Annotated in this window: 20 protein-coding genes and 1 pseudogene; 13 read left to right on the top strand and 8 right to left on the bottom strand. The window is 59.4% G+C overall.

The features are described 5' to 3' along the window. Window positions 1-16: 16 nt before the first annotated feature. Complete coding sequence (gene gcvH, locus ACIQVE_RS19130) at window positions 17-400, top strand: glycine cleavage system protein GcvH (RefSeq protein ID WP_402810972.1); 384 nt, start codon at window positions 17-19, stop codon at window positions 398-400. 255 nt (window positions 401-655) lie between these two features. Continuing rightward, window positions 656-3,529, top strand: coding sequence for an aminomethyl-transferring glycine dehydrogenase (gene gcvP / locus ACIQVE_RS19125; protein WP_402810970.1), 2,874 nt, complete (start codon window positions 656-658; stop codon window positions 3,527-3,529). 188 nt (window positions 3,530-3,717) lie between these two features. Here the strand turns inward: gcvP and ACIQVE_RS19120 are convergent, their stop codons facing one another. The 3 genes from ACIQVE_RS19120 to ACIQVE_RS19110 all read right to left on the bottom strand — a co-directional run bounded on the left by ACIQVE_RS19120 (window position 3,718) and on the right by ACIQVE_RS19110 (window position 6,321). Further along, window positions 3,718-4,035, bottom strand: coding sequence for a DUF2388 domain-containing protein (locus ACIQVE_RS19120; protein ID WP_402810968.1), 318 nt, complete (start codon window positions 4,033-4,035; stop codon window positions 3,718-3,720). A gap of 70 nt (window positions 4,036-4,105) precedes the next feature. After that, complete coding sequence (locus ACIQVE_RS19115) at window positions 4,106-5,890, bottom strand: GspE/PulE family protein (protein ID WP_402810966.1); 1,785 nt, start codon at window positions 5,888-5,890, stop codon at window positions 4,106-4,108. 92 nt (window positions 5,891-5,982) lie between these two features. Continuing rightward, window positions 5,983-6,321, bottom strand: a complete 339-nt coding sequence (locus ACIQVE_RS19110; RefSeq protein ID WP_402810964.1) for a hypothetical protein — start codon at window positions 6,319-6,321, stop codon at window positions 5,983-5,985. Between the two features lie 126 nt (window positions 6,322-6,447). Here ACIQVE_RS19110 and ACIQVE_RS19105 point away from each other — a divergent pair, with 126 nt between their 5' ends. Further along, window positions 6,448-6,918, top strand: coding sequence for an Lrp/AsnC family transcriptional regulator (locus ACIQVE_RS19105; RefSeq protein ID WP_007913818.1), 471 nt, complete (start codon window positions 6,448-6,450; stop codon window positions 6,916-6,918). A gap of 155 nt (window positions 6,919-7,073) precedes the next feature. Here ACIQVE_RS19105 and ACIQVE_RS19100 read toward each other — a convergent pair whose 3' ends face one another. Further along, on the bottom strand, window positions 7,074-8,444 hold the full coding sequence (locus ACIQVE_RS19100) for an inorganic triphosphatase (protein WP_402810962.1): 1,371 nt from the start codon (window positions 8,442-8,444) through the stop codon (window positions 7,074-7,076). Between the two features lie 156 nt (window positions 8,445-8,600). On the opposite strand from ACIQVE_RS19100, the gene argE reads away from it, so the two are divergent. Beyond that, on the top strand, window positions 8,601-9,758 hold the full coding sequence (gene argE, locus ACIQVE_RS19095) for an acetylornithine deacetylase (protein WP_402810960.1): 1,158 nt from the start codon (window positions 8,601-8,603) through the stop codon (window positions 9,756-9,758). Between the two features lie 257 nt (window positions 9,759-10,015). Continuing rightward, window positions 10,016-11,314 (top strand): amino-acid N-acetyltransferase, encoded by a 1,299-nt coding sequence (argA, locus tag ACIQVE_RS19090; protein ID WP_402810959.1) that lies wholly within the window; start codon window positions 10,016-10,018, stop codon window positions 11,312-11,314. Window positions 11,315-11,457: 143 nt separating this feature from the next. Here argA and tauA read toward each other — a convergent pair. Both tauA and ACIQVE_RS19080 read right to left on the bottom strand, forming a co-directional pair. Further along, a pseudogene (gene tauA / locus ACIQVE_RS19085) lies at window positions 11,458-11,613 on the bottom strand (taurine ABC transporter substrate-binding protein); the annotation flags it as partial. 17 nt (window positions 11,614-11,630) lie between these two features. Further along, entirely contained in the window at window positions 11,631-11,777 is a 147-nt protein-coding gene (locus ACIQVE_RS19080; protein WP_402810957.1) for a hypothetical protein, read from the bottom strand. A 364-nt stretch (window positions 11,778-12,141) separates the two neighbouring features. Here ACIQVE_RS19080 and ACIQVE_RS19075 point away from each other — a divergent pair, with 364 nt between their 5' ends. The 8 genes from ACIQVE_RS19075 (at window position 12,142) to ACIQVE_RS19040 (ending at window position 19,492) form a co-directional block, all read left to right on the top strand. Beyond that, window positions 12,142-13,509 (top strand): OprD family porin, encoded by a 1,368-nt coding sequence (locus ACIQVE_RS19075; RefSeq protein WP_402810955.1) that lies wholly within the window; start codon window positions 12,142-12,144, stop codon window positions 13,507-13,509. 295 nt (window positions 13,510-13,804) lie between these two features. Further along, window positions 13,805-14,443, top strand: coding sequence for a peroxiredoxin (locus ACIQVE_RS19070; RefSeq protein ID WP_402810953.1), 639 nt, complete (start codon window positions 13,805-13,807; stop codon window positions 14,441-14,443). A gap of 373 nt (window positions 14,444-14,816) precedes the next feature. Beyond that, on the top strand, window positions 14,817-15,410 hold the full coding sequence (gene ssuE, locus ACIQVE_RS19065) for an NADPH-dependent FMN reductase (RefSeq protein ID WP_402810951.1): 594 nt from the start codon (window positions 14,817-14,819) through the stop codon (window positions 15,408-15,410). Between the two features lie 90 nt (window positions 15,411-15,500). Continuing rightward, window positions 15,501-16,481 (top strand): sulfonate ABC transporter substrate-binding protein, encoded by a 981-nt coding sequence (locus ACIQVE_RS19060; protein ID WP_402810949.1) that lies wholly within the window; start codon window positions 15,501-15,503, stop codon window positions 16,479-16,481. 25 nt (window positions 16,482-16,506) lie between these two features. Further along, on the top strand, window positions 16,507-17,655 hold the full coding sequence (gene ssuD / locus ACIQVE_RS19055) for an FMNH2-dependent alkanesulfonate monooxygenase (RefSeq protein WP_402810947.1): 1,149 nt from the start codon (window positions 16,507-16,509) through the stop codon (window positions 17,653-17,655). Between the two features lie 8 nt (window positions 17,656-17,663). Then, on the top strand, window positions 17,664-18,446 hold the full coding sequence (gene ssuC / locus ACIQVE_RS19050; protein WP_402810945.1) for an aliphatic sulfonate ABC transporter permease SsuC: 783 nt from the start codon (window positions 17,664-17,666) through the stop codon (window positions 18,444-18,446). Further along, window positions 18,443-19,249, top strand: coding sequence for an aliphatic sulfonates ABC transporter ATP-binding protein (gene ssuB, locus ACIQVE_RS19045; RefSeq protein ID WP_402810943.1), 807 nt, complete (start codon window positions 18,443-18,445; stop codon window positions 19,247-19,249). Before ssuC ends, ssuB begins: the two co-directional genes overlap by 4 nt. Window positions 19,250-19,276: 27 nt before the next feature. Further along, complete coding sequence (locus tag ACIQVE_RS19040) at window positions 19,277-19,492, top strand: molybdopterin-binding protein (RefSeq protein ID WP_003229256.1); 216 nt, start codon at window positions 19,277-19,279, stop codon at window positions 19,490-19,492. 178 nt (window positions 19,493-19,670) lie between these two features. On the opposite strand, the gene ACIQVE_RS19035 is transcribed toward ACIQVE_RS19040, so the two are convergent. Both ACIQVE_RS19035 and ACIQVE_RS19030 read right to left on the bottom strand, forming a co-directional pair. Further along, complete coding sequence (locus ACIQVE_RS19035; RefSeq protein ID WP_402810941.1) at window positions 19,671-20,309, bottom strand: TetR/AcrR family transcriptional regulator; 639 nt, start codon at window positions 20,307-20,309, stop codon at window positions 19,671-19,673. A gap of 317 nt (window positions 20,310-20,626) precedes the next feature. Then, window positions 20,627-21,945, bottom strand: a 1,319-nt coding sequence (locus ACIQVE_RS19030) for a glutamine synthetase family protein (protein ID WP_402810939.1), incomplete at its 5' end; no start/stop codon positions are given.

Here is a 21,945-nt window from a genome sequence, read left to right as displayed (position 1 = left end):
CTTGAGGACACTGAAGATGAGCGATATTCCTGCCGACCTGCGTTTTGCCGAAAGTCACGAATGGGCACGTCTGGAAGCCGACGGCACCGTCACTGTGGGCATCAGCGATCACGCGCAGGAAGCGCTGGGTGATGTGGTGTTCGTCGAGCTGACCGAAGTCGGCACGGTCTACGCTGCTGGCGATCAATCCGGTGTGGTCGAATCGGTGAAGGCCGCTTCCGACATCTACGCCCCGGTCAGCGGCGAAGTCATCGCGGTCAACGAAGACCTGAGCGGTTCGCCAGAGCTGCTGAACTCCGACCCGTACGGCGCGTGGATCTTCAAGCTCAAGCCTAGCGACAAGGCTGAGCTGGACAAGCTGCACGACGCGGCTGCCTACAAGGCTGCGATCGGCGAGTAAGCTGAGCGCTGCACCCCAAAGCCCCGACTCGTCGGGGCTTTTTTGTGGGTGACGGAAAAACCCCTGTGGGAGCGAGCTTGCTCGCGAAGGCGTCCTGTCAGTTGACATCGATCTACCTGACACACCGCTATCGCGAGCAAGCTCGCTCCCACAGGGGATGTGGTCTGCCATGAAAATTTGCGTACGGCATGGGCTGCTATGCTGGTTTGACCGTATTTGCCTTGACGCCGAGCGCCAGCCAAGAGAGAGCCCGTCATGTCCCAGTTGCCGACCCTGAGCCAGTTACGCGATCCCGAGGCCTTCCTGCGCCGCCACCTCGGCCCCGACGCCGCCGAGCAGCAGGCCATGCTCGACAGTCTCGGCTTCGGCAGCCGAAGTGAATTGATCGAGCAGACCGTGCCGCCGGGCATCCGCTTTAATCGCGCACTGGATCTGCCGCCAGCGCTGGATGAGCAAGCGGCACTGGCCAAGTTGCGTGGTTACGCCGAGCAGAATCAGGTCTGGACCAGTCTGATCGGCATGGGCTACCACGGCACGCTGACGCCGACCGTCATTTTGCGCAACGTGCTGGAAAATCCCGGTTGGTACACCGCCTACACGCCGTATCAGCCGGAGATTGCTCAGGGTCGGCTCGAAGCACTGCTGAATTTCCAGCAACTGACCATCGATCTTACCGGCCTGGAACTCGCCAACGCCTCATTACTCGATGAAGCGACCGCCGCTGCTGAAGCCATGGCACTGGCCAAGCGCGTTGCCAAGTCGAAGAGCAATCTGTTTTTCGTCGACGAGAACTGTCATCCACAAACCATTTCCGTCGTGCAGACCCGGGCCGAAGGTTTCGGTTTCGAGTTGATCATCGACGCTGTGGATAACTTGAAGCAGCACGAGGTATTCGGCGCGCTGCTGCAATACCCCGACACCCATGGCGAGATCCGTGATCTGCGACCTCTCATCGATCACTTGCACGCCCAGCAAGCGCTGGCCTGTGTTGCCACCGATTTGCTCAGTTTGCTGCTGCTGACGCCACCGGGTGAGTTGGGCGCCGATGTGGTGTTCGGTTCCTCCCAACGCTTTGGCGTGCCGATGGGCTATGGCGGGCCACACGCAGCTTTTTTCGCCAGTCGCGAAGAATACAAACGGGCGATTCCCGGGCGGATCATCGGCGTATCGAAAGACGCTCGCGGCAACGTCGCGTTGCGCATGGCCCTGCAAACCCGCGAGCAACATATCCGCCGCGAGAAAGCCAACTCGAACATCTGCACGGCACAGGTGCTGTTGGCCAACATTGCCAGTTTCTATGCGGTCTATCACGGGCCGGAAGGCTTGAAGCGGATCGCGCAGCGGGTGCATCGGCTGACCTGTATTCTGGCGGCAGGTCTTGAGCGTCACGGCATCAACCGGGTGAACGCGCAGTTTTTCGACACGCTGACGCTGGACGTCGGCGGCGCCCAAACCGCGATTATCGAAAGTGCCAAAACTGCGCAAATCAACCTGAGGATTCTCGGCCGTGGTCGAGTCGGTCTGAGCCTCGATGAAACGTGCGATGAGCACACGGTGGCGAAGCTGTTCGATGTGTTGCTTGGCGCCGATCATGGGCTGATCGTCGAGGACCTTGACGCTGAAGCGCTGGTTTCCGGCATTCCAGACAATCTTCAGCGCAGCACACCTTACCTGCGCCATCCGGTGTTTAACGCCCATCACAGCGAAACCGAGATGCTGCGTTATCTCAAACAACTGGAGAACAAGGACCTGGCGCTCAACCAGTCGATGATTCCGTTGGGCTCCTGCACCATGAAACTCAACGCCACCAGCGAAATGATCCCGATCACCTGGCCGCAGTTTGCCAATCTGCATCCGTTCGTGCCGCGAGAGCAGGCGGTCGGCTACACCTTGATGATCGAAGAACTCGAGCGCTGGCTCTGCGCGATTACCGGGTTCGATGCGATCTGCATGCAGCCCAACTCGGGCGCTCAGGGCGAGTACGCCGGGCTGTTGGCGATCCGTAAGTATCACGAGAGCCGCCAGCAGGGCGCGCGGGATATCTGCCTGATTCCGTCGTCGGCCCACGGCACCAATCCGGCCTCGGCACAAATGGCCGGGATGCGCGTGGTGATCGTCGAATGCGACGAGGCGGGCAACGTTGATCTAGAGGATCTGAAAGCAAAAGCCACCGAGGCTGGGGATAAGTTGTCGTGCCTGATGGCGACTTATCCGTCGACCCATGGCGTGTATGAGGAGGGCATCAGCGAGATCTGCGAGGTCATCCATAAGCATGGCGGTCAGGTGTACATGGATGGCGCCAACCTCAACGCGCAAGTCGGGTTGGCGCGGCCGGCGGACATCGGCGCCGACGTGTCGCACATGAATTTGCACAAGACCTTCTGCATTCCCCATGGCGGTGGCGGGCCGGGAATGGGGCCGATCGGCATTCGCGCACATCTGGCGCCGTTCGTCGCCAACCATCCGGTGGTGCCGATCGACGGGCCGCTGGCGCAGAACGGTGCAGTCAGCGCAGCTCCGTGGGGCAGCGCGAGCATTCTGCCAATCAGCTGGATGTACATCGCCATGATGGGGCCGCAACTGGCGGATGCCAGCGAAGTGGCAATCCTCGCGACGAACTACTTGGCGCAGCATTTATCCGGTGCGTTCCCGGTGCTGTACACCGGGCGCAACGGGCGGGTCGCGCACGAATGCATTCTCGATTTGCGGCCGCTGAAGGCGCAGACCGGGATCAGCGAGGAGGATGTCGCCAAGCGTCTGATGGATTACGGCTTCCACGCGCCAACCATGTCGTTCCCGGTGCCGGGCACCTTGATGGTCGAGCCGACCGAGAGCGAGTCCAAGGCTGAACTGGACCGGTTTATCGGCGCGATGTTGAGCATTCGCGCGGAAATCACCGAGGTGCAGAACGGTAACTGGCCGGCGGAAGACAACCCGCTCAAGCGTGCACCGCATACCTTGGCGGATGTCACCGGGGTCTGGGAGCGGCCGTACAGCATCGAGCAAGGCATCACGCCGGATGCGCACACCAAGGCGCACAAATACTGGCCGGCGGTGAATCGGGTCGACAATGTCTATGGTGATCGCAATCTGTTTTGCGCATGCGTGCCGGTGGACGATTACCGCTGACGACCGGTTGATCAAAAATCCCCTGTGGGAGCGAGCTTGCTCGCGAAAGCGGTGTATCAGTTGATGCATATTCCGGATGTGAGATGGTCTTCGCGAGCAAGCTCGCTCCCACAGGGTTCTGTGGTGAACCCGCAATGGCGGGCAAAAAAATGCCGCTCAAATGAGCGGCATTTTTGTCTGCGAACGGCTTACTCGGAAGCCACGGCGTTCTTCGCCAGAATCGCGTTCGCCAGTTCCATGTCCGTCGCCTGCAGGCCCGGGTTGTCGGCGCGGACTTTCTGCATCGCGGCTTCCAGATACGGGCCACGGATGCCGCCATCGCTGGCAACGAAACTGCCGGCGTCGTCCTGTGCGGCGACGATCAGCTTGTGATCCTTGAAGGTCAGGTACGTCGAGCCGGTGGTGGCACCGGAGGAAATGACGTTATGCCAGAAGCTGTCGGCCATTGCCGAACCAACAGGCAGAGACAGCAGGGCAAGGGTAGCGACAGCAAGTTTGAGACGCATGAGGGGGAGACTCCACTGGTGTTGAATGACCGGTTGGATCGTCATTTCCCCCATCCGGTTCCCTAAGCGCCTATTTCTGCTCACTTTGCGGCGTCACCCGGAGCACTTCCTCAACCGTCGTCAGCCCCGCCGCAACTTTTTGCGCGCCGGACAGGCGCAAGCTGCGCATGCCTTCCTTGAACGCTTGGCGACGGATCGCCGTGAGATCGGTGTCAGGGGTGATGAAGGCTTTGAGGCTGTCACTCAGTTGCATGATTTCGTAGACCCCGGCGCGCCCGTGATAGCCGGTGTCGCGGCACTCGACGCAGCCGATGGCCCTTTGTGCGTTGCCCGGCAGTGGCGCCTGCCACGGTCGGGTCAGGGTCTGCCAATCCTCATCGTCCAGGGTCAGCGGCGCTTTGCAGTGTGGGCACAAGGTTCGCACCAGCCGCTGGGCCATGACCCCGAGCACCGTGGCCTTGATCAGGTAATGTGGCACGCCTAGCTCAAGCAATCGGCTGATTGCACTCGGCGCATCATTGGTGTGCAAGGTCGACAGCACCAGATGCCCGGTCAGTGCCGCCTGAATCGCCATTTCGGCGGTTTCGAGGTCGCGGATCTCGCCGATCATGATGATGTCCGGGTCTTGTCGCATCAGCGCGCGCACCCCGGCGGCGAAGCTCAGCTCGATGTTGTGCTGTACCTGCATCTGGTTGAACGCCGGCTCGACCATTTCGATCGGGTCCTCGATGGTGCAGAGGTTGACCTCCGGCGTCGCCAGTTTTTTCAGGGTGGTGTAGAGCGTGGTGGTCTTGCCCGAACCGGTCGGCCCGGTGACCAGAATGATGCCGTTGGGCTGGCGGGTCATGTCCTGCCAGCGGCGCAGGTCGTCGGCGGAAAACCCAAGCTGATCGAAGTCCTTGAGCAGTACATCCGGGTCGAAAATCCGCATGACCATTTTTTCGCCGAACGCGGTGGGCAGGGTCGACAGGCGCAACTCCACTTCGCCGCCGTCCGGGGTCTTGGTCTTGACCCGGCCGTCCTGGGGTTTGCGCTTTTCGGCGACGTTCATGCGCCCGAGGCTTTTCAGGCGACTGACAATGGCCATCGTCACCTGCGGCGGAAATTGATAGACGTTGTGCAATACACCGTCTATGCGAAAGCGCACCGTGCCTTGCTCGCGGCGCGGTTCGATATGGATATCACTGGCGCGCTGCTGGAAGGCGTATTGAAACAGCCAGTCGACGATGTTGACGATGTGCGCGTCGTTGGCGTCCGGCTCCTGATCGCTGGCGCCGAGGTTGAGCAGTTGCTCGAAGTTGCCGAGGTTGCCGTTCTGTTGATCGGCGTTACTGGCGCCGCTGACCGATTTGGCCAGGCGAAAGAATTCGACGCTGAAGCGTTGGATGTCCGCCGAGTTGGCGACCACCCGTTTGATCGGTAACTTCAGGACGTGAGTCAGATCGGCTTCCCAGCCTTTCACATAGGGCTGCGCGCTGGCCACGGTCACCGAATCTCGATCGACCGCCACCGCGAGAATCTTGTGGCGTTGGGCGAAGGCGTAGGACATCAGCGGGGTGATGGCGGCAACGTTGATCTTCAGTGGGTCGATACGCAAGTATGGCTGGCCGGCCTGTTGCGCCAGCCACAGGGTCAGGCTTTCGAGGTCCAGATGCTTGCCCGGACGGCTAAGGTCGTCCAGTTGCTGGCTGGCGATAAACTCCAGCGGATGCTTCTGGCCATTGGCTGCGTGGCGACGACGGGCATTGAGCGCCTGCTCCGCCGAGTTCTGGCTGATGAAGCCTTGGGCGACCAGTTCACGCAACACATCATTGAGTTCCAGCCAGCGGTCCTGAGTGGCAAGTTGAACGGACATGCGGGCTTCCTTTTAAGCGACAGTGCGCAAAAGAATAGTCGGGGACCCGCAGACCGTTGGGCCACTACCCGACGAAGCCGTTGCCGGATTTGTCAGCCGGCCGCCTGCGCCGGTGCAGCCCGCGCCGTGTCAGTGTTTTGCAGATTCACCGAGCAGACGCTGATCAGGTTACGAAGTTTTTCCGCAATCACTTGCGCGCGATGCCAGCTCAGGCCGCTCATGACCAGGTCGATCGACAACAGGTCATCCATTCGCTGCACGTTCACTTGCTCGGGCGTAAGAAATTGCAACGCGAACAGGTTGAGTACTCGCACCAGCAGATCCGGCTCGGCCTCGGCGAGGATCTGATACTGCGCCAGGCAGTGGGCGTTGCTGACGTTCCAGACATCGGCGCGGGTTGGGGGCGTGTTGACGGCTTCAAGGTGCGGCATGGCAGGGCTCCAAATTCACTGGAGGAATTTTTACATTCGCTGCGGGGTATTTCTTATCTAAGATGAGCGTTATTGGCGTTTGATCAGGTAGATCAATTCGCAGAATCTTTTGTTTGAGGTTTTTCTATGCACAGCGAGCTGGACAGCTACGACCGCAAGATTCTCGCCTTGCTGCAGGAGGATGCTTCGCTCTCGAGCGCGCAGATCGCCGAGCAGGTAGGCCTGTCGCAATCGCCGTGCTGGCGGCGGATTCAGCGGATGAAGGAGGAGGGGATCATTCGCGGCCAGGTGACCTTGCTTGATCGCAAGAAAATCGGCCTGAACACGCAGATCTTTGCCGAAATCAAACTCAACGCCCACGGGCGCTCGAACTTCACTGAGTTCACCGAGGCGATTCGCGGTTTTCCGGAGGTACTGGAGTGTTATGTGCTGATGGGGGCGGTGGATTTTTTGTTGCGCATTGTCGCGGCGGACATCGAGGCGTATGAGCGCTTCTTCTTCGAGAAGCTGTCGCTGGTGCCGGGGATACAGGAAGTGAACTCGATTGTGGCGCTGTCGGAGATCAAGTCCACAACCAGTTTGCCGGTACTGCGCTGAACTGCTGGAGGGGAATTACTGTGGCGAGGGGATTGATCTGTGGCGAGGGGATTTATCCCCGTTGGGGCGCGCAGCGGCCCTGGTTTTTTGGGGCTGCTACGCAGCCCAACGGGGATAAATCCCCTCGCCACAGATAAACCCCCACCACAAAGCTATTACATACGCAGCAGCATTTTCCACGCGCGATTCTGATAAACCGCGATCGCCTGTTGCTTGCGTGCATCAAGCAATTCGTCGGTGATGGTTGGCTCGTTGGCCAGTTGCGCCAGCTTGTTCAGCTCGCCGTACAGGCGATCCATTTCCGGGATCTCCAGTACATTGCGGGCGTGGTGCAGCCAGACCTGAATGCGCTCGATACGCGGCAGTTGTTCAGCCAGATCTTCTGGCTGCTGCTGATAACGCTGCAATTGCAGGGCTGTGGCTTCTTCGCCGAGCAAACGCGGCAACCAGCTGTGCAACTGCGCGCCACCCTGACGGTTGCCACGCACGTTACGGTCAGCGGTCCAGGCGCGAGCCAGCAACCAGCGCGAAGCCGTCAGCGAGAACTGACCCCAACGTGGGTCTTCCAGCTCTTCGAGGAACTGCTCCGGCGCGGCTTTGCGCACGTCTTCGTCTTCGATACCAACCTGAACCAGCGGGCGCCAGTCTTCCAGCAGTGCGTCGAGGGCCACGCGCAGGTCGTGGGTCGAAGGGCGTGGTGCGGCCTGGCCGAGGCTGCTGAGCAGAGCGCGCATTTCCGCGAGGTTCTCGACCCAGTCCAGCAACAGACGCCAGTGACCGTTGAAACGATATTGTTCGGCCAGACGCTGGCTGCTACCGAGCAAGTGCCAGCACAGGGCGGCGAAAGCGTCGTCCAGCTGGGTTTCGACAGTCAGTTGTGGCGCTGGCAGGCTCAGCGAGTAGCTGTTGGCGTCGTACAGACGATAGCCGCGCTCGGCCTTGCTGATGTCGCACGGCATCAGGGCCAGGGTTTGCGCCAGTTCAGCGGCCAGTTCCAGCAGCGCGGCAGGCTCGCCTTCGCGCAGTTCCAGTTCCAGCTCGCAGATTTCTTCTTTCTGTTTGCCCACCACGACGTGACCGAGGTCCAGCGCCGCTTCGATGACCACTTTGCTCTTGCCACGGCCCCAGGCGATTTCGGCGCGCTCGCGGACGAAATCGGTGGTAAAGATCGGCTTCAGGGTTTTCTTGTCCAGCTCGGCCAGCGATTCGGGCCAGCATTCGCCGTCGAGTTTCTTCACGTCGAGCTTGGCTTTTGGCAATTTCCAGTCGTACTCGTTACGCTCGGACAGACCGGCGACACTCTGGCCACGGGTCTTGAGGGTCTGAATCACCTCATCGCCGTCCTTGCGCAGGCGCAGGGCGACTTTGGCCTGGGCCAGATCGCGCTCCGGCGTGTCGAAGTACTGGTTCATCAACTCACGGCGTTCCCAGCCACTTTTGTTGCGTTTTTTAAGAAGAGGGTGCTCGCGCAGGGCCGCGAGGGTTTCGCGGCTGACGCGGAGTTTGATTTCGGTTTCTTTCTGCATGGCCGGAAAATCCAGGATCGGGAGCGCAGCCGGGGGAATGTGTGGCTGCCAAGGCCGTGCAGTGTACAGGACTGATTCGTCCTACGCCCTGCGGCGGTTTATTCCTGGCGCCGGATGGTTCTATGATGGACCTCAATTCGGGAGTTGGAGTCAGCGATGCCTTTGCCATCCATGCAAGACCAGTTCGCTGCGCTGATTGCCGCGCCATCGGTCAGCTGCACCCAGCCGAGCCTCGATCAGTCCAACCGGGCAGTGATCGACTTGCTCGCGGGATGGCTGGGTGACCTGGGTTTCAGCTGCGATATCCAGCAGGTCAGCCCCGGCAAATTCAATCTGCTCGCCAGTTTCGGCAGCGGCCCCGGCGGTCTTGTGCTGGCCGGGCACAGCGATACGGTGCCGTATGACGAGGCGTTATGGCAGACCGACCCGCTGAAGCTCACTGAAGTCGATGGCCGCTGGGTCGGTTTGGGCAGTTGTGACATGAAGGGCTTCTTCGCTCTGATCATCGACGCCGTGCTGCCGCTGCTCGATCAGCCGTTCAAGCAACCGCTGCTGATCCTCGCCACCTGTGATGAAGAAAGCTCGATGTCCGGCGCCCGTGCGCTGGCCGAGGCCGGACGACCGCTGGGCCGCGCGGCAGTGATCGGCGAGCCGACCGGGCTCAAGCCAATCCGCATGCACAAAGGCATCATGATGGAGCGCATCGACATCCTCGGGCAGAGCGGTCATTCATCTGACCCGCGCCTGGGGCACAGCGCCCTCGAAGCCATGCACGATGCCATCGGCGAACTGCGCGGCCTGCGCCTGCTGTGGCAACGCGAATACAACAATCCGCAATTCAGTGTGCCGCAACCGACCATGAACTTCGGCTGTATCCATGGTGGCGACAACCCCAACCGCATCTGCGGCCAGTGTTCGCTGGAATTCGACTTGCGGCCACTGCCGGGTATGGACCCGAAAGTCCTGCGGGCGGAAATTTTGCGCAAGCTCAACCCGGTTGCCGAACGGCATCAGGTGAAGATCGACTACAAGCCATTGTTCCCGGAAGTGCCGCCATTCGAGCAGGACGCGGACGCCGAATTGGTGCGAATCGCCGAAAAGCTCACCGGCCACACTGCCGAAGCAGTAGCGTTCGGCACCGAAGCGCCTTATCTTCAGCGTCTTGGCTGCGAAACCATTGTGCTCGGTCCCGGTGATATTGCCTGTGCGCATCAACCGGGCGAATACCTTGAAATGTCACGTTTGCAGCCTACCGTGCATCTATTGCGACAGTTGATTGAACATTACTGCCTGACCCCGGACAAAACTCCATGAGTTAGACCCCGTCCATGTGGGAGCGAGCTTGCTCGCGAAGGCGTAATGTTCGACGACATTGATGAGCCTGACACACCGCCTTCGCGAGCAAGCTCGCTCCCACAGGGGTATGCGGTGTTAAATTGCCGGCAACCCAACCCGTATTCATGAGGAGAGCGCGCGTGTCGCCAAGCCTGTTCCGACGATAACCATCAGCCCGCTGTGCGTTTTCCGTTTCGCCCTTTTTTCCGGCTGCTATTTATTACAGGCCCAGGTTCATGCCCGACTACGTCAATTGGCTTCGTCACGCTTCTCCTTACATCAATGCCCACCGCGATTGCACCTTCGTCGTCATGCTGCCCGGCGACGGCGTTGAGCACCCGAATTTCGGCAACATCGTCCACGACCTGGTGCTGCTGCACAGCCTTGGTGTGCGGCTGGTGCTGGTGCACGGTTCGCGTCCGCAGATCGAAACCCGCCTCGCCGCCCGTGGCCTGACCCCGCATTACCACCACGGCATGCGCATTACCGATGCCGCGACCCTGGAATGTGTGATCGACGCGGTCGGCCAGTTGCGCATCGCCATCGAAGCGCGCCTGTCGATGGACATGGCGTCGTCGCCGATGCAAGGCTCGCGCCTGCGCGTGGCCAGCGGCAACCTGGTGACCGCACGACCAATCGGTGTGCTTGAAGGTGTCGACTACCACCACACCGGTGAAGTGCGCCGGGTCGACCGCAAGGGCATCAATCGTTTGCTCGATGAGCGTTCGATCGTGCTGCTGTCGCCTCTGGGCTATTCGCCGACCGGTGAGATTTTCAACCTTGCCTGCGAAGACGTCGCCACCCGCGCCGCCATCGATCTGGGTGCCGACAAATTGCTGCTGTTCGGCGCCGACCTCGGCCTGATCGACGAGAGCGGCAAACTGGTCCGCGAACTGCGTCCGCAACAGGTGCCGGCGCACTTGCAACGTTTGGGCAGCAACTATCAGGCGGAACTGCTGGATGCCGCCGCCGAAGCTTGCCGTGGCGGTGTGGCGCGCAGTCATATCGTCAGTTATGTCGAGGATGGCGCGCTGCTGACCGAACTGTTCACCCGTGACGGTGGCGGTACGCTGGTGGCCCAGGAGCAATTCGAACTGGTGCGCGAGGCGGCGATTGAAGACGTCGGCGGTTTGCTCGACCTGATCAGCCCGCTGGAAGAGCAGGGGATTCTGGTACGTCGTTCGCGCGAAGTGCTGGAGCGCGAGATCGAGCAGTTCAGCGTGGTTGAGCGCGAAGGCATGATCATCGCGTGTGCGGCGCTGTATCAGATCGCTGATTCGGATGCGGGTGAACTGGCGTGTCTGGCGGTGAACCCGGAGTATCGCCATGGCCGGCGCGGCGATGAATTGTTGGAACGCATCGAAACCCGCGCTCGGGCGCAGGGCTTGAAGACGCTGTTCGTTCTTACCACGCGGACCGCGCATTGGTTCCGCGAGCGTGGTTTCGAACCGAGCAGTGTTGAACGCCTGCCAGCGGCACGGGCATCGCTGTACAACTATCAGCGTAATTCGAAGATCTTCGAAAAGACCCTCTGATACCTACCGAGGTCTATTGTGGCGAGGGGATTTATCCCCGATGGGTCGCGCAGCGGCCCCCTTTTTGGAAAAGCAGGGACTGCTGCGCAGTCCATCGGGGTGGTGCGGCATTCCGATAAATCCCCTCACCACAAGGTCTGGATTTACTCAGTGATGAACTTCGCGCTTACGTACGGTGAATAATCCGGCAGTACCGTTTCCACCTTGCCCTGCTCCTTCAAAAACTTCGCAGTCTCTCCAATCGCTTTCGTCGTGCCGCCCTCCAGTAGCGCGCTGGTTTGCTGTGCCTTGGCGTTCGGCACCTCGACGCTTTCTCCTAGAAGCCGTCCGCCTGGAAGACTTTGCTCTGATCAATACCGGTCTGGTAGCCGACCGTAGGGTTGGCTGCGTGGGCAGAAAAATAAATCATTGCCGACACACAAACTGTAACAAATTGACTAGATAGTGCGCGTTTGGCCATCATGGCGTCGCCTTTTCGATAGGGTTTGACGTATTGGGGTTGCGTCAAAGCTAATCGATCTAAAAAAAGGTCAACAAATACCATTTAGGAATGAGCTTAGGCGCCGATACGCTGTATCCCGGCGTTGATGGCCAGTCTATGGTCATATTCCGAAATGATATGAAAAAGGATTAATAAATTCTTTTTGGCTTTATCAGGAAATCTTTACTCTGCACGGACCAAAATCACTGCGATTAGACCATGGTCGTAGACACACATAGTTACGATTGACTTGTTGGTCACGGTCTGGCGCTAATCGCGCATCTTAGGATCCAGGGCATCAGACCCCGGGCCAGGAACACAAGAATTAGAACGAGAGGAGCTTTACATGAACAAGTCCACCTTGGCCCTGGCTGTGGCCGTAGGGGTTATGGCGCAGCAGGCAGGCGCCGCCGGTTTCATCGAAGACAGCAAGGCAACTTTGGGGCTGCGCAACTTCTACATCAACACTGATAACCGTGATGGCGATACTAAAGCTGCCAAGGCTCAGAACAAGCAGGAAGAATGGGGCCAAGGCTTCGATCTGCGCTTCACTTCCGGTTACACCCAAGGCACCGTCGGCTTCGGTATTGATGCAATCGGCCTGCTGGGCGTGCGTCTGGATTCGGGTGGTGGCACTAACGGCGCCACTTCTACCTCTTACGGCGGCACTGTTTTCCCGAGCAAGTCCAACGGCGAAGCCGTTGATAACTACTCCAGCCTGGGTCTGACTGCCAAAGCCAAGATCTCCCAGACCGAACTGAAGCTGGGCACCCTGCAGCCGAAACTGCCGGTAATCGTGACCAACGATGGCCGTCTGCTGCCGCAAACCTTCCAAGGTGGCCAGATCACTTCCAACGAGATCAAAGATCTGACGTTGGTGGGTGGTCAAATCGAGCACGCCAAGGGCCGTAACTCCAGCAACAACGAAGAGTTGTCGATTGCTGGCTCCAACGCGCACACCGCTGCCGGTCGTGACAGCAACAAGTTCATCTACGGTGGCGGTGACTACAAAATCACCAAAGACCTGACTGCCCAGTACTACTACGGCAACCTGCAGGACTACTACAAGCAGCACTTCCTGGGTCTGGTTCACAACTGGGCAATCGGTCCGGGCGTTTTGAAGTCGGACTTCCGTTACTTCAACAGCCGTGACGATGGCGCCAACGGTAATGACCCGGCCTACTACACCACTGGTGATTACGGCACTGGCATCACCAAAGGTAAAGTAGACAACAACCTGTACAGCGGCTTGTTCCTGTACACCGTTGAAGGTCACACCTTCGGTGGCGGTTATCAGGTCAGCAACGGCAACAGTGATTTCCCTTGGCTGAACCAGGGTGACGGCTCGTCGGCTTACATCACTACCGATATGCAGATTGCCAAATTCGCTCGCGCTGGCGAACGTACCTGGCAAGCTCGCTACTCGTACGACTTCGCCAAAGTTGGCGTTCCTGGCCTGACCGCTGGTGTGGTTTACCTGCGTGGCGATAATATCGACACCACTGGTAAAGTTGGCGACCGTCAAGTCAGCACCAATGCGACTGGCCGTTCCGAGTGGGAACGCGACATCACTGTCGGTTACGTCGTACCGCAAGGTCCGCTGAAAAACGTTGGCGTAATGTGGAAAAACGCTATGTGGCGCAACGACATCCCAGGTCAGCGTGACCAGGATGAAAACCGCCTGATCGTCAGCTACTCGATCCCGCTGATGTAATAGCGCGCTCAAGTTACTGATGTAAAAAAGCCCCGTCCGGCATCGCGCCGGACGGGGCTTTTGCGTTTCCGAGTCAGGCTCACCCCCGTAAGCCCTCCCCGACATGTCCCTCTTTACAGCAACTCAAGGCCTTCTCGAACCTTGTGAGCGATGTTCGTCGCGATGCTGCCATGCGTCCAGTGAACAGAAGTTTAATATTCCTAAAAGGCATACATATCTAGTTATATATTCTTTTTCATGAGCACAAAAGCCAAGCTACAGTTGAGGTCTCCAACCACTTATCAGGAGCAGCACCATGAGCCTCAGACTCGGCGACATCGCCCCCGATTTCGAACAAGACTCCAGCGCCGGCAAGATTCGCTTTCACGAATGGTTGGGTGATAGCTGGGGCGTGCTGTTTTCCCACCCGGCGGATTTCACCCCGGTGTGCACCACCGAACTGGGTTTCACCGCCAAGCTCAAAGATGAATTCAGCAAGCGCGGCGTCAAAGCCATCGCGCTGTCGGTCGACCCGGTGGACTCGCACCACAAGTGGATCGAAGACATCAATGAAACCCAGAACACTATCGTCAACTTTCCGATCCTGGCCGACGCCGATCGCAAGGTCTCGGACCTGTATGACCTGATCCACCCGAACGCCAACGACACGCTGACCGTGCGTTCGCTGTTCGTGATCGATCCGAACAAGAAGATTCGCCTGACCATCACTTACCCCGCGAGCACCGGGCGCAATTTCCACGAGATTCTGCGGGTGATTGATTCGCTGCAACTCACCGACAACTACAAAGTGGCCACCCCGGCCAACTGGCAGGACGGTGATGAAGTGGTGATCGTGCCGTCGCTCAAGGATGAAGACGAGATCAAGCAGCGCTTTCCGAAAGGTTATCGCGCGGTGAAACCGTATCTGCGCCTGACGCCGCAGCCGAACAAGTAAGTCAGTGAGAATGGCAGTGAATTGACTGGCGCTTTCGTCGGAACGCCGCCCGGAGCAAGCTCGCTCCCACAGTTGACCTTTGCTGAACACAAATTCGGCGCTCACTGAAAATCCAGTGTGGGAGCGAGCTTGCTCGCGAATGCGTCAGATCAATCAACGCAGAGGTAACTTTGTCGCATCCACATAGCAGGGGATTTCGGGCCGTTTCGACGGCCTTTTTTTCGCCTGAAAAAAGGTAAAGCGCATATCTCCAAAACGCATAACTAAATGAATAAATATGATTTATGGATATATAAATCAGCTGGTAAGGTCACTCACATCGACGCGAGATCGCAGCCTGCGAATCGCCTATAACGCTTAAGGAATTGTCTCAATGCTGGTCGTCTCACTCGGTGGCAGTCCCAGCCTGCGCTCCCGTTCCGGAGTACTGCTTGCGCACTCGCAGCGCTGGTTGCAGCAACAAGGTGTGGAAGTGGTGAGTTATCAGGTGCGGGACTTCCCGGCCGAAGATCTGCTCCACGCTCGTTTTGATAGCCCGAAGGTGCTCGACCTTTTGCAACAGATTGAAAACGCCGACGGCTTGCTGATCGCCACACCGGTGTACAAGGCTTCGTTTTCTGGCGCCCTGAAGACCGTGCTTGATCTGCTCCCCGAACGTGCCTTGAACCACAAGATTGTTTTGCCGATGGCTACCGGCGGCAGCATCGCCCACATGTTGGTGGTCGATTACGCGCTCAAACCGGTGCTGTCGGCATTGAAAGCCCAGGAAATGCTCCAAGGGATTTTCGCCGAGGACAGCCAGATCGCTTATGGCGAAGGCAGTGCCCAGGCGCAGTTGGCACCGGCGCTGCAACAGCGTCTGCATGAAGCGCTGGATCAGTTTGTCAGTGCCATGGCCCGCCGACCGAAACCGCTGGAGCCGGGCCTGTTGAACGAACGTTTGTTGAGTGCTCGCTGGAGCATTTGAAGCTTCATCCGAATTAGAAGAACTCACCTTACTCAGCCGCCAACGGCCAAGCAGGTGCAGCCAAAACCCAACAGCAAAAAGGAGAGCGCTATGCGCACTGTATTTTTGCGTCGTGGTCTGGTCGCTCTGTTTGCTGCGGCTGTGTCCTTCGGCGCTATCACTCAAGCTCAGGCACTTTCTACCCATGAAGGCGTGCTTCGAATCGGTTATCAGAAATACGGCACGCTGGTGCTGCTCAAAGCCAAAGGCACATTGGAAAAGCGCCTCGCCGCCCAAGGCGTGGACGTGCAATGGACCGAATTCCCTGGTGGCCCGCAACTGTTAGAAGGCCTGAACGTCGGTTCGATCGACTTCGGCGTGACGGGTGAAACGCCACCGGTATTCGCCCAGGCTGCCGGCGCCGATCTGCTCTATGTCGCCTACGAGCCGCCAGCGCCGAACAGCGAAGCGATCCTCGTGCCGAAAGACTCGCCGATCAAATCGGTGACCGATCTCAAGGGCAAGAAAGTCGCGCTGAACAAAGGCTCCAACGTCCACTACCTGCTGGTGCGCGCACTGGAAGACGCCGGACTCAAATACACCGATATCCAAACCGTATTCCTGCCGCCAGCCGATGCTCGCGCCGCGTTCGAGCGTGGCAGCGTCGATGCTTGGGTCATCTGGGATCCGTACCAGGCGGCCGCCGAGAAACAGCTGCAAGCGCACACCCTGCGCGACGGCAAAGGCATCGTCGACAATCACCAGTTCTATCTCGCGACAAAACCCTACGCACAGAAAAATCCCGAGGTGATCAAGACCCTCGTCGAAGAAGTGCGCGCGGTCGGCGAGTGGTCCAAGGCCAACCCTGAAGACGTGACTCAACAGGTTGCGCCACTGCTCGGCCTGCCGGCGGACATCACCCTGACCTCGGTCAAACGCCAGGGTTACGGCGCGCTGTTCCTGACCCCGGAAGTGATCGCCGCGCAACAGAAAATCGCTGACACGTTCTTCCAGCTCAAGCTGATTCCCAAGCCTTTGAGCATCAAGGATGTGATCTGGACACCACCGTCCGCTGTGGCCAAAGCACAGTAATTCGAATCCCCAAGGAGACCACTCCATGAGCCTCAATATTTTCTGGTTCCTGCCCACCCACGGCGACGGCCATTACCTTGGCACCTCCGAAGGCGCCCGTGCTGTTGACCACGGCTATCTGCAACAGGTCGCGCAAGCGGCGGATCGTCTGGGCTTCGGCGGTGTGCTGATTCCCACCGGCCGTTCTTGCGAAGACTCCTGGCTGGTGGCCGCGTCGCTGATCCCGGTGACCCAACGTCTGAAGTTTCTGGTCGCCCTGCGCCCCGGGATCATTTCCCCTACGGTGGCGGCGCGTCAGGCCGCGACGCTGGATCGTTTGTCTGGCGGTCGTGCACTGTTCAATCTGGTGACCGGTGGTGATCCGGAGGAATTGGCCGGCGACGGTCTGTTCCTCAGTCACGAGGAGCGCTATCAAGCCTCGGTGGAATTCACCCGTATCTGGCGCCGTGTGCTGGAAGGCGAAACCGTTGATTACGACGGTCAGCACATCAGCGTGAAAGGCGCGAAACTGCTCTATCCGCCGATCCAGCAACCGCGTCCGCCGCTGTACTTTGGTGGCTCCTCGGAAGCGGCGCAGGATCTGGCCGCCGAACAGGTCGAAATGGTTTTGACCTGGGGCGAACCGCCCGCAGCAGTGGCGGAGAAAATCGAACAGGTGCGCGCCAAAGCCGCCAAGCTCGGACGCACCGTACGCTTCGGCATTCGTCTGCATGTGATCGTTCGTGAAACCAATGCTGAAGCCTGGCAGGCGGCGGATCGGCTGATTTCGCATCTGGATGATGAAACCATCGCCCGTGCTCAAGCTTCGCTGGCGCGTTTCGATTCGGTCGGCCAGCAACGCATGGCCGCCTTGCACGGCGGCAGCCGCGACAACCTCGAAGTCAGCCCCAACCTTTGGGCCGGCGTCGGTCTGGTGCGCGGTGGTGCCGGGACGGCGTTGGTTGGCGACGGTCCAACCGTGGCCGCTCGGGTGAAGGAATACGCGAATCTGGGCATCGACACCTTCATCTTCTCCGGTTATCCACACCTCGAAGAGTCGTATCGCGTCGCCGAACTGCTGTTCCCGCACCTCGATATCGAACGCCCGGAACTGCCGAAAGGCGCCGGTTATGTCAGCCCGTTCGGCGAGATGGTCGCCAACGACATTCTTCCCAAAGCCGCGTCGCAGAGCTGAGGCGCGCCATGAAGAAAATCATCCACAGCCTCGCGCCCTGGGCGTTGCCGGTGTTGCTGCTGGCGGTGTGGCAGTTGTCGGTGTCGGCGGGTTGGTTATCGACGCGGATTCTGCCGGCACCGGTGGCCGTGATCGAGGCCGGCGTGAGTCTGGTGCGCAGCGGCGAAATCTGGACGCACCTGGCAATCAGCGGCTGGCGCGCCGCGCTGGGCTTCACCATCGGCGGCAGCATCGGTCTGGTGTTGGGCTTCATCACCGGTCTGTCCAAGTGGGGCAAGCGCTTGCTCGACAGCTCGGTGCAGATGATCCGCAACGTGCCGCATCTGGCACTGATTCCGTTGGTGATTCTGTGGTTCGGCATCGACGAGTCGGCAAAGATTTTTCTGGTGGCGTTGGGCACGTTGTTCCCGATCTACCTCAACACGTATCACGGTATCCGCAACGTCGATCCGGCGCTGGTAGAGATGGCGCGCAGTTATGGGTTGAGCGGTTTCAGCCTGTTCTGGCAGGTGATCCTGCCGGGAGCGTTGCCTTCGATTCTGGTGGGTGTGCGTTTTTCCCTGGGTTTTATGTGGCTGACGCTGATCGTCGCAGAAACCATCTCTGCCAGTTCCGGCATCGGCTATCTGGCGATGAATGCCCGGGAGTTTTTGCAGACCGACGTGGTGGTGCTGGCGATTCTGCTTTATGCGGTGCTCGGCAAACTCGCCGACCTCGCGGCCCGTGCACTTGAACGTGTGTGGTTGCGCTGGCATCCGGCCTATCAGGTTGCCAAAGGAGGTGCGGCATGACCGCTCAACAACCTCCACGCTTGCTGCGCGGGATTCCGTTGGCGGTGCGCAATCTACAGAAAACCTTCGGCACGCGGCAGGTGCTGCGCGATATCGATCTTCACATTCCGGCAGGGCAGTTTGTCGCCGTGGTCGGGCGCAGCGGTTGCGGCAAAAGTACCTTGCTGCGCTTGCTGGCCGGCCTCGATCTGCCGACTGGCGGTGACTTGCTCGCAGGTGCCGCGCCGCTCAGTGATGCGCGGGAAGACACCCGATTAATGTTCCAGGAAGCACGGCTGCTGCCGTGGAAAAAGATCATCGACAACGTTGGCCTCGGGCTCAAAGGCAACTGGCGTCCACAGGCTTTGGCGGCGCTGGAAGCGGTCGGCCTGGCGGATCGCGCCAATGAATGGCCGGCCGCTTTGTCCGGTGGGCAGAAGCAGCGTGTTGCTCTGGCCCGGGCCTTGATCCACAAGCCGCGTCTGCTGTTGCTCGACGAACCGCTCGGCGCACTGGACGCGCTGACCCGCATCGAGATGCAGCAACTGATCGAACGCCTCTGGCAGCAGCATGGTTTCACGGTGTTGCTGGTGACCCACGACGTCAGCGAAGCGGTAGCGATTGCCGACCGCGTGATTCTGATCGAGGACGGCGAAGTCGGTCTCGACTTGCACATCGAACTGCCGCGCCCGCGAGTGCGCGGTTCGCATCGACTGGCAGCGCTGGAAACCGAAGTCCTCAACCGAGTGTTGTCCCTGCCCGGCGAGCCGCCGGCGCCGGAACCTGTTTCACCTCTGCCTACGCAATTGCGTTGGGCTCAATAACTCAAGCAAACGACAGGAATCATTGCCATGACTATCAAAGCCATCAACGTACGCAACCAGTTCAAAGGCTCTATCAAGGAAATCGTCCTCGGCGACGTGCTGTCGGAAATCGACGTGCAGACCGCTTCCGGCATCGTCACCTCGGTGATCACCACGCGCTCGGTAAAAGAGCTGGAACTGGTGGTCGGCAGCGAAGTGATCGCCTTCGTGAAATCCACCGAGGTTTCCATCGCCAAGTTGTAAGCCGGTGAGTAAAAAACAACCCCGGAGGGTGTGAGCCCTTCGGGGTTTTTTGTGCCTGCCTTGAAATCGGCGGCGCGGCCTTCGCGAGCAAGCTCGCTCCCACAGGTTCGGTGTCGGCCGCAGATGTTGTGTCCACCACAAATCACTGTGGGAGCGAGCTTGCTCGCGAAGAGGTCAGTCAAATCACCACAGATCTTTTAGGTAGATACGGCGGCAGATACAACCCGATATAAGCATCAAACACCCGCATCCCTTCCTCGGCCATGCGTGGTGTGATTTGCCCATGTAGCTGCACCGAGCGCGCATACACGCGGTCACCCAGCTCCATTGCCAGGGCAAACACATCAACGTCATCCGGCAGCTTCGGCAGTTCGAAGTGATGGTCGAACAGCTTGTGCATCAAGTCGCCCAGTTCGATGTCGTGCTGACGGTCGGCCTGGGTGACTTCGGTCAGGCCATGTTGCGCGAGGATCAACTGGCGGGCGGCGGCGTCTTCGTCGTAAATCTCCAGCATCCGCTGTTCGACCAGCCGCGACAGGTCGCGCCAGTCGCGCAGGGCTTGATGATCGATCGGCGCTTGCAGGCAGGCGCGGAATGCTGCGTGTACATCGGCGGTGAGTGCTTCGAGCAGCGCCGGGACGCTGGCGAAGAAATGATAAACCGAGGAGGGCGGTATCTGCGCGCGCTCGGCTACGCTGTAGATCGACAGGCTGGCTACACCCTCGGCGGCCAGCAGGGTGCGCGCGGCGTCGAGTATCGAATCGATCCGCGCCTGACTGCGGGCACGGGGTTTGCGGACGGGGGCGGGTCGCGTCATGGAAGTCTCCTGCGGGGCAGCAGGCATTGTACGCGGAGCGCCCGGTGTTCGACATTCCCGAGTGGCAGACTGTGGCGAGGGGATTTATCCACGTTGGGTCGCGAAGCGACCCCAAATCCAGCCAATGCGGTGTATCAGCAAAATCTAGTCATCAGGTTTTACGACTGCTTCGCAGCCGAACGGGGATAAATCCCCTCGCCACAGAATCCATGCACCGCCCTTGTGGGAGCTGGCCTGCCAGCGATCCGCCGCAGGCGGCCATAAAAAAACGCCGCCGGCTGATTCAGCCAACGGCGTTTTTATGTAACTACAACCGCTTAAACGGTATGCAGATACCAGTTGTATTCGAGGTCGGAGATGGAGTGTTCGAACTCCTCCAGCTCGCTCTCTTTACAGGCGACGAAGATATCGATGTATTTCGGATCGATGTACTTGGCCATCACCTCGCTGTCGTCCAGCTCACGCAGGGCATCGCGCAAGTTGTTCGGCAGGCTTTGTTCGTTCTGCTCGTAGCTGTTGCCTTCGACGGGCGCGCCCGGCTCGATCTTGTTGGTCAGACCGTGATGCACGCCAGCCAGCACCGAAGCCATCAGCAGATACGGGTTGGCATCTGCACCCGCCACGCGGTGTTCGATACGCACGGCATCGGATGAGCCGGTCGGTACGCGAATCGCTACGGTGCGGTTGTCCAGACCCCAGCACGGCGAGTTCGGCACGTAGAACTGTGCGCCGAAACGACGGTAGGAGTTGACGTTCGGGCAGAGGAAAGCCATCTGCGCGGGCAGGGTCTCGAGCACACCGCCGATCGCGTGACGCAGCGCGGCGTTCTGCTCGGGATCCTCGCTGGCAAAAATGTTTTTGCCTTCTTTATCCAGAATCGAAATGTGAACGTGCAGACCATTGCCCGCCTGGCCCGGATAAGGCTTGGCCATGAAGGTGGTGTCCATTTCATGGTCGTAGGCGATGTTCTTGATCAGCCGCTTGAGCAAGACCGCGTAGTCGCACGCCTTGATCGGGTCGGCGACATGGTGCAGGTTCACTTCGAACTGCGCCGGGGCACTTTCCTTGACGATGGCGTCGGCCGGAATGCCTTGCTCTTTGGCACCTTCCAGAATGTCCTGGAGGCAATCGACGTATTCGTCGAGGTCGTCGATCAGGTAAACCTGAGTCGAGTGCGGGCGTTTGCCGGAAACCGGCGAGCGTGGTGGCTGCGGACGACCGTTCACGTTCTCCTGGTCGATCAGGTAGAACTCGAGTTCGAATGCGGCGCAGATGGTCAGGCCCATTTCGTCGAACTTGCGAACCACATTTGCCAGCACTTCACGCGGGTCGGCAAAGAATGGCTGACCTTCGAGCTCGTGCATGGTCATCAACAGTTGCGCAGTCGGGCGCTTCTGCCATGGCTCGTTGCACAGGGTGTCGGGGATTGGATAGCAGATACGATCGGCGTCGCCGATGTCCAGGCCCAGACCGGTGCTTTCCACCGTCGAACCAGTGATCTCCCGAGCAAATAGAGAGGCCGGCAGGTTGATGCCGTTCACGTAACCCATGTGGAGGCTGGGGCGTTCAATGCGCGTGCCGCGCACCACACAATTCATATCCGCAATCAGAAGGTCAACGTACAGAACCTCAGGAT

The organism is Pseudomonas sp. NPDC098747 (assembly GCF_044760045.1).
GTDB lineage: Bacteria > Pseudomonadota > Gammaproteobacteria > Pseudomonadales > Pseudomonadaceae > Aquipseudomonas.
The sequence above is the reverse complement of the archived record's forward strand: the minus strand, read 5'-3'. Positions and strand labels throughout refer to the sequence as shown.

What these genes read in the sequence shown, in the direction of transcription:
- argA (WP_402810959.1), top strand. Translation starts at nt 10,016, where the DNA reads ATGCCCGACTACGTCAATTGGCTTCGTCACGCTTCTCCTTACATCAAT.
- gcvP (WP_402810970.1), top strand. Translation starts at nt 656, where the DNA reads ATGTCCCAGTTGCCGACCCTGAGCCAGTTACGCGATCCCGAGGCCTTC.
- ACIQVE_RS19070 (WP_402810953.1), top strand. Translation starts at nt 13,805, where the DNA reads ATGAGCCTCAGACTCGGCGACATCGCCCCCGATTTCGAACAAGACTCC.
- ssuC (WP_402810945.1), top strand. Translation starts at nt 17,664, where the DNA reads ATGAAGAAAATCATCCACAGCCTCGCGCCCTGGGCGTTGCCGGTGTTG.
- ssuD (WP_402810947.1), top strand. Translation starts at nt 16,507, where the DNA reads ATGAGCCTCAATATTTTCTGGTTCCTGCCCACCCACGGCGACGGCCAT.
- argE (WP_402810960.1), top strand. Translation starts at nt 8,601, where the DNA reads ATGCCTTTGCCATCCATGCAAGACCAGTTCGCTGCGCTGATTGCCGCG.
- ACIQVE_RS19105 (WP_007913818.1), top strand. Translation starts at nt 6,448, where the DNA reads ATGCACAGCGAGCTGGACAGCTACGACCGCAAGATTCTCGCCTTGCTG.
- ACIQVE_RS19080 (WP_402810957.1), bottom strand. Translation starts at nt 11,777, where the DNA reads ATGATGGCCAAACGCGCACTATCTAGTCAATTTGTTACAGTTTGTGTG.
- ACIQVE_RS19115 (WP_402810966.1), bottom strand. Translation starts at nt 5,890, where the DNA reads ATGTCCGTTCAACTTGCCACTCAGGACCGCTGGCTGGAACTCAATGAT.
- ssuB (WP_402810943.1), top strand. Translation starts at nt 18,443, where the DNA reads ATGACCGCTCAACAACCTCCACGCTTGCTGCGCGGGATTCCGTTGGCG.
- ACIQVE_RS19040 (WP_003229256.1), top strand. Translation starts at nt 19,277, where the DNA reads ATGACTATCAAAGCCATCAACGTACGCAACCAGTTCAAAGGCTCTATC.
- ACIQVE_RS19060 (WP_402810949.1), top strand. Translation starts at nt 15,501, where the DNA reads ATGCGCACTGTATTTTTGCGTCGTGGTCTGGTCGCTCTGTTTGCTGCG.
- ACIQVE_RS19100 (WP_402810962.1), bottom strand. Translation starts at nt 8,444, where the DNA reads ATGCAGAAAGAAACCGAAATCAAACTCCGCGTCAGCCGCGAAACCCTC.
- ACIQVE_RS19075 (WP_402810955.1), top strand. Translation starts at nt 12,142, where the DNA reads ATGAACAAGTCCACCTTGGCCCTGGCTGTGGCCGTAGGGGTTATGGCG.
- ACIQVE_RS19110 (WP_402810964.1), bottom strand. Translation starts at nt 6,321, where the DNA reads ATGCCGCACCTTGAAGCCGTCAACACGCCCCCAACCCGCGCCGATGTC.
- ssuE (WP_402810951.1), top strand. Translation starts at nt 14,817, where the DNA reads ATGCTGGTCGTCTCACTCGGTGGCAGTCCCAGCCTGCGCTCCCGTTCC.
- ACIQVE_RS19035 (WP_402810941.1), bottom strand. Translation starts at nt 20,309, where the DNA reads ATGACGCGACCCGCCCCCGTCCGCAAACCCCGTGCCCGCAGTCAGGCG.
- ACIQVE_RS19120 (WP_402810968.1), bottom strand. Translation starts at nt 4,035, where the DNA reads ATGCGTCTCAAACTTGCTGTCGCTACCCTTGCCCTGCTGTCTCTGCCT.
- gcvH (WP_402810972.1), top strand. Translation starts at nt 17, where the DNA reads ATGAGCGATATTCCTGCCGACCTGCGTTTTGCCGAAAGTCACGAATGG.